Source organism: Wolbachia endosymbiont (group A) of Eristalinus aeneus (genome assembly GCF_964026915.1).
GTDB classification, from domain to species: domain Bacteria; phylum Pseudomonadota; class Alphaproteobacteria; order Rickettsiales; family Anaplasmataceae; genus Wolbachia; species Wolbachia pipientis.
Genome location: NZ_OZ034712.1, coordinates 287,690 through 301,131, shown reverse-complemented (window position 1 = coordinate 301,131; position 13,442 = coordinate 287,690). Strand labels below are relative to the sequence as shown.

The 13,442-nt window shown below is 33.4% G+C and carries 16 protein-coding genes and 1 tRNA gene; 2 read left to right on the top strand and 15 right to left on the bottom strand.

The genetic code is table 11. The features are described from left to right. Positions 1–2: 2 nt before the first annotated feature. The 14 genes from ssb to AAGD62_RS01500 form a co-directional block, all read right to left on the bottom strand. The gene (gene ssb / locus AAGD62_RS01565) at positions 3–485 is read right to left on the bottom strand and encodes a single-stranded DNA-binding protein (RefSeq protein WP_155969077.1); all 483 of its coding nucleotides are present in this window, start codon (positions 483–485) and stop codon (positions 3–5) included. 67 nt (positions 486–552) lie between these two features. After that, positions 553–626: transfer RNA gene (locus AAGD62_RS01560), tRNA-Arg, on the bottom strand. A 13-nt stretch (positions 627–639) separates the two neighbouring features. Then, positions 640–1,455: a hypothetical protein gene (locus AAGD62_RS01555; RefSeq protein WP_010082449.1), complete on the bottom strand. Its 816-nt coding sequence runs from the start codon at positions 1,453–1,455 to the stop codon at positions 640–642. 4 nt (positions 1,456–1,459) lie between these two features. Beyond that, complete coding sequence (locus AAGD62_RS01550; RefSeq protein ID WP_015589194.1) at positions 1,460–2,068, bottom strand: hypothetical protein; 609 nt, start codon at positions 2,066–2,068, stop codon at positions 1,460–1,462. A 4-nt stretch (positions 2,069–2,072) separates the two neighbouring features. After that, on the bottom strand, positions 2,073–3,512 hold the full coding sequence (locus AAGD62_RS01545; RefSeq protein ID WP_196770124.1) for a hypothetical protein: 1,440 nt from the start codon (positions 3,510–3,512) through the stop codon (positions 2,073–2,075). A gap of 361 nt (positions 3,513–3,873) precedes the next feature. Beyond that, on the bottom strand, positions 3,874–5,619 hold the full coding sequence (locus AAGD62_RS01540) for a type I secretion system permease/ATPase (RefSeq protein WP_015589192.1): 1,746 nt from the start codon (positions 5,617–5,619) through the stop codon (positions 3,874–3,876). 266 nt (positions 5,620–5,885) lie between these two features. Further along, a complete protein-coding gene (locus AAGD62_RS01535; protein ID WP_341812687.1) occupies positions 5,886–6,038 on the bottom strand; it encodes a transposase in 153 nt (50 codons plus the stop codon). 29 nt (positions 6,039–6,067) lie between these two features. After that, positions 6,068–6,550, bottom strand: a complete 483-nt coding sequence (locus tag AAGD62_RS01530) for an IS630 family transposase (RefSeq protein ID WP_231115908.1) — start codon at positions 6,548–6,550, stop codon at positions 6,068–6,070. 28 nt (positions 6,551–6,578) lie between these two features. Further along, positions 6,579–6,926: an IS630 transposase-related protein gene (locus AAGD62_RS01525; RefSeq protein ID WP_155968342.1), complete on the bottom strand. Its 348-nt coding sequence runs from the start codon at positions 6,924–6,926 to the stop codon at positions 6,579–6,581. Between the two features lie 48 nt (positions 6,927–6,974). Further along, a complete protein-coding gene (locus AAGD62_RS01520) occupies positions 6,975–7,265 on the bottom strand; it encodes a transposase (protein WP_341812785.1) in 291 nt (96 codons plus the stop codon). 52 nt (positions 7,266–7,317) lie between these two features. Then, on the bottom strand, positions 7,318–7,665 hold the full coding sequence (locus tag AAGD62_RS01515; protein ID WP_155968342.1) for an IS630 transposase-related protein: 348 nt from the start codon (positions 7,663–7,665) through the stop codon (positions 7,318–7,320). 486 nt (positions 7,666–8,151) lie between these two features. Next, positions 8,152–8,943, bottom strand: coding sequence for a prolipoprotein diacylglyceryl transferase (gene lgt, locus AAGD62_RS01510; protein WP_155969071.1), 792 nt, complete (start codon positions 8,941–8,943; stop codon positions 8,152–8,154). A 6-nt stretch (positions 8,944–8,949) separates the two neighbouring features. After that, positions 8,950–9,399 carry an SsrA-binding protein SmpB gene (gene smpB / locus AAGD62_RS01505; protein WP_007548863.1) on the bottom strand — a complete coding sequence of 150 codons (450 nt, stop codon included), beginning with the start codon at positions 9,397–9,399 and terminating at the stop codon, positions 8,950–8,952. 120 nt (positions 9,400–9,519) lie between these two features. Continuing rightward, positions 9,520–11,565, bottom strand: coding sequence for an ankyrin repeat domain-containing protein (locus AAGD62_RS01500; protein WP_213863593.1), 2,046 nt, complete (start codon positions 11,563–11,565; stop codon positions 9,520–9,522). Between the two features lie 68 nt (positions 11,566–11,633). Here AAGD62_RS01500 and AAGD62_RS01495 point away from each other — a divergent pair, with 68 nt between their 5' ends. Beyond that, complete coding sequence (locus AAGD62_RS01495) at positions 11,634–12,164, top strand: Na+/H+ antiporter subunit E (RefSeq protein WP_155969067.1); 531 nt, start codon at positions 11,634–11,636, stop codon at positions 12,162–12,164. On the opposite strand, the gene AAGD62_RS01490 is transcribed toward AAGD62_RS01495, so the two are convergent. Next, positions 12,157–12,573, bottom strand: coding sequence for a hypothetical protein (locus AAGD62_RS01490; protein WP_010082489.1), 417 nt, complete (start codon positions 12,571–12,573; stop codon positions 12,157–12,159). The genes AAGD62_RS01495 and AAGD62_RS01490 overlap by 8 nt on opposite strands. 304 nt (positions 12,574–12,877) lie before the next feature. On the opposite strand from AAGD62_RS01490, the gene purN reads away from it, so the two are divergent. Beyond that, complete coding sequence (purN, locus tag AAGD62_RS01485) at positions 12,878–13,438, top strand: phosphoribosylglycinamide formyltransferase (RefSeq protein WP_010082490.1); 561 nt, start codon at positions 12,878–12,880, stop codon at positions 13,436–13,438. Positions 13,439–13,442 lie beyond the last annotated feature (4 nt).

The window sequence follows — 13,442 nt, the reverse complement described above, 5'->3', positions numbered from 1 at the left end:
TGTTAAAATGGTATTTCATCATCGAGTAGTTCATCTTTTATATCGTTGTCAAAACTTTCGTGTTTATCTTTTTGTCCTGTTTCACCTTGTTTGTATTCACTTGGCTTGTAATCAGGATTTGGCGCACTATTTCGTGAATCCAAGAGAGTAAGAGCGCTATTAAAATTATATAGAACCACCTCTGTTGTGTATCTTTCACCACCGTTTTGGTCAGTCCATTTTCTAGTTCTCAAAGAACCTTCAACATAAACTTTACTGCCTTTGCGTGCAAAATCTTTGACGATTTTTACTAATCCTTCACTAAAAATTACGATATTATGCCACTCTGTCTTTTCAGAGCGCATACCGGAAAGTTTGTCAGTCCAACTTTCAGACGTGGCTATTGAAAAACTTGCCATTTCTTTTCCATTTTGTGTAGTCCTAATTTCAGGATCTTTTCCTAAATTACCAACTAGTATGACTTTGTTTATGGTACCACCAGACATAATTATGCTCTAAATAAATCCTTTTATTATCTTATGTGAAAATACTATTGTCAAATTTAATTAAAAGTGCGCTTGGAGGGATTCGAACCCACGGCCTTTGCCTCCGGAGGGCAACGCTCTATCCAACTGAGCTACAAGCGCATATATATTTAAGTTATTTAATAGATAAGCCATCCAAGTCAAATTTTTGTTTTGGATAAAGCGTAAACATAATACTCCCATATCCAAAATATACATTTTGAGAATCATTCGCATGCTTTTTTATTGCTTTTTGATCTACGGTCCATACAAAAGTTACATAATTTTCAGTGACTGAGTGCACTTTTAAATCCTTGGTATTTATAAACAGTTTTCCATTTACCCATATTTTCCATGTATCGGGAGAAAGATATAAAATTGAGTCTAAACTCACTACCTTACCGTTGAAATTATCTGATACCTCCTCTTTTGCAGCTCTTGAAGATCGTAAATTGAACTTTTCCATTTCATTGACCATTCTATTAACTGGCTCTTCATCAAAAAAAATGCTTTTTACGTTACTATATTGTGACAAAACGTCAAAGTCACTTTCCACTGCTTCTCTTATTATATCGTCCCGATCTGTATAGCTTAGTTTTTGATTGTTGATAAAGAAACACTCTTTTGCACGCAAATTTGCTATATCAATAAAATCGTCGATTTCTTGATTGCCAACTTTAAGAATACTTTCAAAATATCTTTTTTCTATCATCATTCCATACTGAGAATGATGACAAACCATTTCATCATTACCTTGTTTTTCTATATATACGCATAAATTTCCACTATTTAATCCTAATATTTTATGCTCAATAAAATCTTCATTGCCAATATATTGTCGGCAAGAATACTCCTTACAAATTTCTATGCTTTCTATGATATCTTCACAACTGCAATATGCATTAACATTGGAAATGAGTAGCGTAAAAATAAAAAACAGCTTTATGTTCATCACCTTATCTACTTAATATAGTATACCAATCAAAGACTATATTAGCTCTCACTATCTCTATCATATTACCATTCAAAATCTGATTCATAGTTGCAGCATCAATATTTCTCTGCTTATTTAAAATAAGAGATTTGATCATAACATAACCGGGCAGATTTGGAATAGACTGTAGAAATAAAAAAATATGCTTATCGCTGATTGAGCTTAAATTTAGGACCACTTCACTTTTTATTACTTTTGTGCGTTCACTTTTGTTGTGGAGCTCAACTTCTTCGGGTATAGAAATTGATATTTCAGGTTCTAATATATAGTGCTTTTTATATAACTTGCTAAGCTCGAAATTTAAATTTGCAATGTATCTGCTACTATGTAAATTTGAAGAAGAAATTTTTTTCCATAAATCTAGGTTTTTATTTAGAACAACTTCCTTTTTTTGAATTCCAGTAATCTGTAAATTAATAGAACGTATTTTATCAATCGCAATTTGGTTTTTATTATAAATCTTTTCGTTATAGATAACAACATATGTTAATAACCCTATTAATCCAACAGATAATAACAAATACGATATAAACTGAATTGTAGCTTTTCTTTTTAATTGAGAGATAGTCATTAATCTACATTGCCTCTCCTATTTCAACATCAATAGATAGATTTTGCTCTTTAGCAGCAGGTAAGCTAGAAATATTAATGTCATAGGTACGAAAATTATCGTTTAAATTTTTTCGTAGTTTCTCGTGTTGATGAGAAATATTTTTACCGGATTGAAAATTAAACTTTAAAGTTGTGGTAATATAACTTTTTGCCTCATTATAATTCCATTCAAATGATCGAAGCTCTATACCTGGTATTTTTAACTTTTCTACATACTTAACTTGTGTAAGAGGAGAGTATTCTATTTTTGATAAAATATTATTGATATTAATAAAATCATAAATTTCATCTATTTTTTTTACATTATAGCTTTGGCTAAGTTTTGTTAATTGGTTATTTAAGGTGTTCTGCTTTGCTGATAAATTATCAGCGACATTGAAATTTGAATACAAATTTAGCAAACAAAGGGTGTTTGTTATAACTAAAACCAGGGCGAAGTATAGAAAAATTCGAGGAGAGTTTAAATAAAGGTAATTGAATAGATAAAATTCTTTAGTTTCCTTTGTATTAAAAATAGCTGCTAATTTATTCTTAAAGCTATGAAACAAAATTATGGTATCGCAAAAGTTATCTTTTTCACTTATAGCTAGTTCTGCTCCTAATAGTTTGCCTAACTCATATGGAGTTAATATGTTCACACTGTTCTCTGAAAAATTTATGACTGATAAACTAGCTTTGATATCTTCTGACACTATGATACAAAGGTCGATAGGGTTATTTTTTTCAAACCCAAACTTAGTTAAGGATCGAATAGTATCTTGCACTTCCTGATATATTCCACCAGCGATAATTCCTGGTAAATTATCATTAGTAAATGATGTTAAGCGCGTAAATACCATTTTATTCTCTTTAAGAACCACTTGTCTATAGCCTCCCGTTTTAGTTGCAGCAACTATAATTTTCCAATTATTAGGATCTTTATGTAGAATCTTTTTTGTTATATTACTTATTTCTATAGGAAACATTAATATTCCCTTAAAGTTGGAGCCTATCTCAATAAACACATTCAACCAATATTCTACTAAATGCTTTGCTTTTGATGAAACAAGAAGATAGCACCAGTTTTGATTGAATTTGTTTGGCTTCTCAACCAAAAAAACTGAACTTATGTCATTATTACGAGAAAAATGCTCCATCTTTGTTTTTGCTGATAGATAGGCACTAATCTTGTTTGCCCTTGTAATAAACTGTAGCGAGTAATTTTGATCTGCATGATTAAGCACCAGGTATAAAGGTGCTTTTTTATCTGACGAAAGACATGAAATTAAATCGGAAACTGCTTTATCGTTTTTGCCCTTAACAAAATACCTTTTATTTAAAGTATTATTTTTAAAATATAGTAACATTATGCCTTCTTCTCCAATAGAAAGCATAAACTTACTTTTGGATTTTGAACTAAACATATTAACAAAGCATATACTTATCTAGAATTAAAAAGGCAATTTATTGAAATTCATTAAACGTTAGAGGGAAATATTGTTATAAATTTTCGCAGCAACATTATTTATATTATAATTTTTTTATAAAATTACCACTAATATTAAGTTATTTAGATAACAAATTAAGAAAATTCATTAAGACGAATTTGTTGTTTTTCAAATTGTAGGTAAACCTAAGCCACTTTAGCTATATCTGCCGATTGACTTTAATTAATAAGAGTTATTAATCTATTTACTATTCTTGTAATATTATTTCTAATGGTAAAGAAATATATATTTTTCTGGAACAGTTGTTATTTCAGATACAGAATTTATTGTAAGTAAACTAACCATTTGCTGAAGAGCGCTCATCTTCTGTGGTACTTGATGATGGAGCAACTAATTTGCTCAAAATCTCATCTTTTGGTCCCATAGCGTAAATGACACCATCTGACATGAGGATCACCTTATCAACTACGGACAATAACGGTAGCTTGTGAGTGATGATAACAGTAGTAGTATTTTGTTTTCTTGCAATGCCAATTGCATTAATTAAGCATGCCTCTCCATTGCTATCTAAGTTAGCGTTTGGTTCATCAAGTACTAAAAGTTTTGTGTGACCATAAAAAGCTCTGGCAAGTCCAAGAAGCTGTTTTTGGCCGCCAGAGAGCGTTACTCCTCCAGGACCTCCTATTGTTGTATCATATCCATTTGGTAAGCTTAGTATTAGTTCATGTATTCCTGCAATTTTTGCTGCTTTGATTATTTCTTCAGGATTTGGATCTGGCCTCATGCGAGCAATATTAGCTTTGACACTAGTGTTAAATAACTCAATATCCTGAGGTAAGTAGCCAACATAATTACCAAAATTTTCTCGATTCCAAGTATATACATCAGCGCCATCTAGTCTGACTACACCAGATATTGGCTTCCATACACCAACAGTTAATTTTGCGATAGTGGATTTACCAGAAGCACTTGCACCAATAACACCAACTACATCTCCAGGATCTATAATGAATGATATTCCTTTTACTGTCGGCTTATTGCTTCCATAAGGAGTAAAAAATACTCTATCAAATTCCAATTTTCCTTCAGGTTCTGGTAGAGCCATCGTTTGCTCTCTTTTTGGCGATGTTAATATAAGTCTTTGTAGCCTTCCATATGACATTCTAGCCTGATTTAAAAACTTCCAAGTATGAACCGCAGCATCAAATGGTGCTAATACTCTACCCATTAAAATTGAAGCAGCGATGATGCTACCGGCAGTCTTATGAGCTGTGATTGCAAGTAATGCACCTGTTCCAATCACTGATATTTGCAGAGTTGAGCGCAAAAATTTAGTGATTCCAGTAATTACATTAGAGCGATTTTGTGCTTTAATTTGCATTGCTCGATTCTGATCATTTCGTTTACACCAATCAGAGACTATGAATTCTGACATGCCCATAGCTTCAACCACTTCTGCATTTCTTGTTGCAACATCTATAGCATTGATATTCCGTATAGTTTCTTCGTTGGTTTCTTGTAATATTCGTTTAGTGGCAAGTTCATTCCATATTGCCATAGAGACTAATATAATAATTCCAGTAATAGCTATAAACCCCGTGGAGGTATGTATCATGAAAATCACAACAAGGTAAATTAACGACCATGGAGTATCAAACAGTGAGAATATACCATTTCCTGTAATGAAATTTTTTATCACTCCGAGATCTCGTATTGCTTCACCACTTGAAGTTGAGCTCTGCACTGACGTTAGCCTGATTGACCTTACTATCAGATCTGGTGTTGCAGTTTTATCGATCCAATCACCTATTTTTGCCATGGCTAAATATCGACAAGTTTCAAGCATTGCAGAACATGCAAATGCAGATAAAGTGATAATTGTCAGCATAGTTAGTGTTGATACACTTTCGCTCGATATCACCCGATCAAGCACTTGAGAGGTATAAAGTGGTAGGAATAACATTAATAAATTGATTCCCGCACTAAACCAAAAGATAAACCAAAATGCACTTTTGCATTTTTCTAGGCAAACATATAGAGTACTTTGCTTCAATTCTTTTTTTATTGATGGCGTAATTTCCACAATCTTCCTCTTAATTTGATTACATGCACCATATACAATTTTTATTACAAAAATATTAATAACGGTAGTTAGCTTACTTTAAGTGAGTAAAATATTAATATATGTGAATAGGAAATATAAACAATGGTAAAAAGAAGTATAGTTAATATTTCCTTCATTGCCTATAGCGAAGCTACGTCATACCGCGATTCATTCCATAGCTGTACGAACATTCATTTTTGAAGGTAAACTGCACAGCAAATGGTGTCATGAAAGTATAGTATTTTCTAAAATGAATGATAAATTTCCATTATGGTATTACCAACCAAAAGTTGTAAGTCTGTATATTTATGCATTAAAGGTCTGAGGCGGCTTTTGATGGTATTCCAACAATGCTCTATAGGGTTCAAATCTGGTGAATATGTTGGTAGATAGAGCAAACGGCATCTAGCATTATCTATAGTATTTTCTAAAATGAATGATAAATTTCCATTATGGTATTACCAACCAAAAGTTGTAAGTCTGTATATTTATGCATTAAAGGTCTGAGGCGGCTTTTGATGGTATTCCAACAATGCTCTATAGGGTTCAAATCTGGTGAATATGTTGGTAGATAGAGCAAACGGCATCTAGCATTATCTATTAACTCCTTTGTTTTGGGAGTTTTATGGAATGTGGCATTGTCCATAACTATTGTAGTACCATGTGGCAATTTAGGTAATAACATCTTCTCTAACCATGTATTGAATACCTCTTTGTCACACCCACCTTTGAAAGTCATTGGTGCAATAAATCTCTTTCCAATCCACCCGCCTATTATACTGATTCTCTCTCGTTTTCTTCCTGGAATATCTGCATAAATTTTCTTTCCTATTGGAGCACGTCCATACTCTCGGTATAACCTATTATCAACTCCTGCTTCATCTATATATAAGATGCTGGAATGGTCTATTTTTGAGATTTTATCGGTAAATCGCTGCCTATCTTCTTGATTGCGCTCTTGATATAGTGTAACTTTTTTTTAAAGTAATTCTTAGCTGTTTCAGCCTATACCAAATTGAATTTATTCCAAATCCAAGATTTTGTTTCATCTCTGCCAGCGTATGATCTGGATTCTTTTTAACATATTCTTCGAGTATTTTTGGGTCTATTTTTCGAATAAAGCTGCCGTTTTTCGATGGCCTTAGGCTTTCACCAGCGGCTTTCTTTCTTAACCAGCGGTACAGAGTTGCTATTCCTATCTCCAAAAGCTCTGCCACCTCAACCTTTGACTTCCCTTTTTCTATCATCGATACTGCCCTTTCCCTTAAATCCACACTATACGCCATTATAACTCAAATAGCTTATTATACCTTTATCATTTACTTTGGGAAGTACTATATTAACTCCTTTGTTTTGGGAGTTTTATGGAATGTGGCATTGTCCATAACTATTGTAGTACCATGTGGCAATTTAGGTAATAACATCTTCTCTAACCATGTATTGAATACCTCTTTGTCACACCCACCTTTGAAAGTCATTGGTGCAATAAATCTCTTTCCAATCCACCCGCCTATTATACTGATTCTCTCTCGTTTTCTTCCTGGAATATCTGCATAAATTTTCTTTCCTATTGGAGCACGTCCATACTCTCGGTATAACCTATTATCAACTCCTGCTTCATCTATATATAAGATGCTGGAATGGTCTATTTTTGAGATTTTATCGGTAAATCGCTGCCTATCTTCTTGATTGCGCTCTTGATATAGTGTAACTTTTTTTTAAAGTAATTCTTAGCTGTTTCAGCCTATACCAAATTGAATTTATTCCAAATCCAAGATTTTGTTTCATCTCTGCCAGCGTATGATCTGGATTCTTTTTAACATATTCTTCGAGTATTTTTGGGTCTATTTTTCGAATAAAGCTGCCGTTTTTCGATGGCCTTAGGCTTTCACCAGCGGCTTTCTTTCTTAACCAGCGGTACAGAGTTGCTATTCCTATCTCCAAAAGCTCTGCCACCTCAACCTTTGACTTCCCTTTTTCTATCATCGATACTGCCCTTTCCCTTAAATCCACACTATACGCCATTATAACTCAAATAGCTTATTATACCTTTATCATTTACTTTGGGAAGTACTATAGCTGACACTGGGATGGCTTTGTTGCATCGCTACTTATGAAAGGCTAACTATAATTAGGATTATAAGCAACTTATTGAAAATCTTGTTTTTTTGCAATCAATCTGATCAAATTTAAGAATAGTAATTTGTTATTTATATTAATAAATTTAATTCTATTGAAAATAGCTAAAGCATTGAAATTCTTGAATTTTAGCCGGATTAGTGAGTGGTAGTGAAATTTCTTTTACTCAAATTTAGGTATTCACTGACCGTTCTTGTTGTAAATACCAGAATAATAAGCTACTGATATTCTCCACCTTTTTTATCTTTAATCCATCATAGCTAGCGATGCAACAAAGCCCACCGATTCATTCTACTGCAACGCAGAAAATTCGTACAATTGTGCATAATATGGGGCTTCTGGCTACATTTTTCTATTGAACTCACCTTTTCTCTATGTGACAGATTTCGTATTAAATTTTAAATTTAATGCGCCTAGATATACAAGCATTCCTAGCAAAACCATAGGTATAGAAAGCAACTGCCCCATAGTTAAATCAAGCCACAAATAGCCAATTTGATAGTCTGGTTCGCGAAAAAACTCAACGAAAAAACGTGCTATTCCATACCACATAACTGCAATACCAGTTAACGCACCGTGATACAGTCTTATTCTAGTTAAGAAAAACAGTGAATTTGCAACTGCAAAAAGTAGCAGTCCTTCAAAAAGTGCCTCATAAAGCTGGCTTGGATGACGCAGCAAATTATCACCACTCTCTGGAAATACCATACCCCATGGCATAGTTGTAACTCTGCCAAATAACTCTCCGTTTATAAAATTGCCTATGCGACCTAAAAATAAACCTATGGGAACTCCGCAAGAAACTAGGTCCAGTGCATAAAATATAGGAATGTTATGTCTTCTGCAGGAGATTATTACTGCAAGCAAAACTCCTATAGCACCACCATGAAATGACATCCCTCCTTCCCAGGTCTTCAATATCTCAATAGGGTTGCTTATATAAAGAACTGGATCATATATCAATACGTAGCCAAGTCTACCTCCAAGGATAATACCTACAATAGTGGCTGTTAATAACGAATCGTAAAAATTCTTAGTAAATATTTTTTGGTCATCTAGCTTATGTAAATACCAATATGCAAACACTATACCCAAAACGTAGGCTAAGGAATACCAATATATAGAAACAGGACCGATGCTGAAAATTACTGGATTTAAAGACATATTTTGCTATAAATTATTCTTAGACAATCTACTTTTTTCACGATCCCACTCTCTCTGTTTTATGGTTGCTCTCTTATCGTAGAGTTTTTTTCCTTTTACAATGGCAATTTTAGTTTTTGCAAATCCTTTATCGTTAAAATAGACCGAAAGCGGCACAACAGTTATCCCAGCAGTCTTGATTTGACCAATTAGTTTATTTATCTCCTTTTTATGCAAGAGTAATTTACGTTCCCTTTTTGGTTTATGATTTTTTCGGTTCGCAGCTTTATATTCTGCAATATGCATATTGTGCAGCCATACTTCGCTATTCTTTTCAACAACGTAGGCGTCGGAAATATTTACTTTTCTTTCTCTTAGCGATTTAACTTCACTGCTTAATAAGACCATACCCGCTTCAAATTCTTCTAAGATGAAATATTCAAACCTTGCTTTCCTATTTTCTGCAATAACTTCCATATCTAAAGATATCTTTAAGCTTCAATATATTACAGAGTTTTTGACTTAATTCATAATAAAACAGTTATCCCAATAAATATAAGGTGCCAGGCTAGTCTGATAGCAACAGGATAACAAAAATCAAGTAAGTGCTTTTTCTGTCTCTCTAGGCACAAGTTCCTTTACTTCTTTCATTTCAGTTTTAGGCTTTGACATTATATATTGACCAGCACCAACTATGAGCGCAGATCCTGCAGCTAGTCCAATTATTGCTGGTACAGATAGGGCAGTAGCAAATGCAAGTGCAACACCAACTATCACTGCAGTTACAAAACACACAATAACACCTTTTACAATTGCATTTTTTGCAGATTGTTCTTTTTCTTTCACAATTGCATTTTTTCCAATTTGTTTTTCTTCCTTTTTCTCTGGAAGCTGCATTACATCTTTATTTTCAGTAAGATCCTTTGGCGTTTTTTTATTCTCATTTTTTAACGTTTGCTTTTTTTCCGCTTCCTCTAAAAGCTGAATTATACCTTGATATTTAGTAAGGTCTCTTGGCGTTTTTCCATCAACATCTTTTAATGAAGGGTCTGCTTCAGTGTGTAGCAGAACTTCCACCACTTTTATTTTGCCATTTTCAGCAGCAAGATGTAAAGGAGTACGTCTATCACCATTTTTTGCATTAACCTTTGCTCCTTTTGCGATTAGAGTTTTTACTATATCTTCGTGGCCATTTTCAGCAGCAACATGCAAAGGAGTCCATCTATCAGCATCCTTTATATTAACATCTGCTTTCTCAACTAGAATTTTTACTACCTCTATGTGGTTATTTTCAGCAGCAAGATCTAAAGCAGTACATCTATCATCATTTTCTGCATTAACCTTTGCTCCTTTTTTGATTAGAATGTCTACTACATCTTTATGGCCCTTTTTGGCAGCAAGATGTAAAGGAGTCTTGTCCTTAATACCTTTTGCATTAACATCTGCTTTCTCAACTAGAATTTTTACTACCTCTATGCGGTTCTCTTTAGCAGCAATATGTAAAGGAGTATATCTTTTATTATTTTGTGCATTAACCTTTGCTCCTTTTTTGATTAGAATGTCTACTACATCTTTATGGCCCTCTCTGGCTGCAAGATGTAAAGGAGTCTCGTCCACAATACCTTCTGCATTAACATTTGCTCCTTTTGCAATGAGAGTTTTTACTACATCTTCGCAGCCCTCTCTGGCAGCAAGATGTAAAGGAGTACATCCATCATCATCTTTTGCATTAACGTTTACTCCTTTATTTAATAGGTTTTTCACCTCCTCCTCCTCATTATTATGTTTAACAGCTGAATGCAAAGCTTTGATGTTCTCTTGTGCCTTTAATAGAGCTCCTTTTACCACTTCATGGCCTTTTTGAGAAGCAAATGTTAAAGGAGTCCATTTATAATGATCTTTCGCATTAACATCTGCTCCTTTTTCAATTAGAGTTTCTACTATATCTTCGCGGCCATTTGCAGCAGCAAGATGTAAAGGAGTCCACCCATCACTATTTTTTGCATCAACGTTGATTCCTTCTGCTTTTGATAGAACTTGTACTATCTCTTTGTGGCCATTTGTAATAGCAAGATGTAAAGGAGCCCATCCTTTATCATTTTCTGCATTAACCTTTGCTCCTTTTCCAATTAGAGTGTTTACTACATTTTCGTGGTTCTTTTCAACAGCAAAATGTAAAGAAGTCCATCCATCACCATTTTTTGCATCAACAATTACTCCTTTTCCAGTTAGAATGGTTACTACATCTTCGTGGCCATAGTGAGCAGCAATATGTAAAGGAGTAATTTTATTATCATGTTCTGCATTAATATCTGCCCCGTTTTCAATCAGAGCTTTTGCTACATTTGCACAGTTCCAATAAGAAGCAAGATGTAACAATTTGACTTCCTTAGAATTTTGACCACGAGATATAGTAAATATGTAATTTATGCCAGATCCACTATCATTGTCAGGTTTACTCTTTTCCCACTCTTGACATAAATCTGGATCTTCTTCTTGTAACTTAGCTTTTATTTTTTCAACTATATTGTCCTTGCTCAAATCTGAAAGGTCATTTATTTTTTTTAATATTTCCATAAATTTATCATATTCCATAACTTCCTCACTTAAAATACATAACTTAGTTGTTATATCTTTTAACATAGAAGTCAAGAACCTAAATATTCGTTATTATCTTTCCTTAAAGAGTCATTTTAGTTATATTACAGACTATGAAAAACCTCAACTTTAGGAAGGAAATCAAGTTTTTTTCTCTGTCATTTATAATTTTATTTGTTCTATGGACTGTATTGTCTGGTTATTTTGAGCCGTTTTTTATTTTTTGTGGAGTGTTTTCCTGTATATTCACATCGTTTATCTTTAGAAGGTTGATAAACGCTGAAAGAGCTCTTAGCCAGATTTTAAATAGTACGAGTAGACTGTCGTTTTATAAGTTAGTAAGTTATATACCATGGTTAATATACCAAATCATTTTATCAAGTGTTTATGTAACAAAAAAGGTGCTACAACTCAAATCTAAGCTTGAACCGATTATTATCCTAAGAAAATGCAAAGGGCATAATGACGAAAGCATTGCGTTATTTGCCAATTCAGTCACAATCACTCCCGGAACTTTAACTATCAATGTTGAAAGTAAGCAGAAAACATATTTCTCTACCATGTATTTGATAGATAAAGATCTTGAAAGCGGCATTTCTGAAATAGAAAATAAAATCTTAAAAATACTACGTTCAGTTAAGTAATTGCTTTAAATAAGTTAACAGCATCCTTATATTCCCTTACAAGACTTTCAAGCATTTCTTTTGGAAGGCTATTGTTAACAATAGAACATAAATAATTATACAAATCTTCTAACCTTAATACGTTATTTCTCTTCTTGCTGTTGAATTTATACGGAAAAATACCTTCCATAACTTCAATAGTAGTAGCCTTGTTTAAAAATACATTTTCACTTGTCACGCTTATTCTTGCTAAAACAGTGTTAATTTCAGGTTCGTCACTCGTATAAAAATCTGATAGCTGAGTTATTCTAATAACGTACAAAGTTACTATTTTTGACAAGCAATTATCAGCATATTCACAATTTTTTATTACCTCCCACTGAGTAACCTGAGATTTACCTATTTTTGCATTGTTCGGTAATTTACTCATTGAACTTTCTCCATTTAATCCAGTGTAATAAATTATACTAATACTTTGTTAAATAAATAATAACGCGATTACAAAAATATATACTTATAGTAGTATATTATACAAAAATAGCACAATATCTAAGCATTAAAGCTAGTTTTAGCTGGGTACATGGGGCTATTCGTTATTTTGTGTTGTCCAGTGAGGTCCAAAATTAGAGGTCCACTTATATAAAGAGTTTAGTCTGCCTTCTTTGCTATAAAATAAGTTTTCCTTTTGAGCTGTTTTGTTAGTATTAACTAAATTCTAAACTAACTGTGCTATAATGAAAAAGATAAAACTCGGAATACTAATTTCAGGTAGGGGGTCGAATATGCAGGCCTTAATAGAAGCATGTCAAGATCAGAATTTTTCCGCAGAAGTTGCATGTGTTATCACAAATAATAGCGAAGCTGCTGGTCTGAAAATAGCAGAGCAAGCAGGAATCTCAGCGTTTATTGTTAAAGATAAACCGCTTGATGCTGGTAAAATTCACGAAATACTTGTTCAACATAAGGTTGATTTAATTTGCCTTGCAGGGTTTATGAGAATTCTCAAAGCTGATTTTCTGAGTAAATGGCATAACAAGGTGATAAATATTCATCCCTCTTTACTTCCGTCTTTTAAAGGCCTAAACGCTCAAGAGCAAGCTCTAAAAGCAGGTGTAAAAATTACAGGTTGTACTGTACATTATGTCACTCCTGAAGTTGATGCTGGAGCCATAATTGCTCAAGTTGTTGTACCAGTGTTACCAGCTGATGATATTCAAAGCCTCTCAGAACGCATTCTAGCTGAGGAGCATAAGTGTTATGTAGAAGCAGTAAGGTCAATAGCAGAAGATATATGACTGT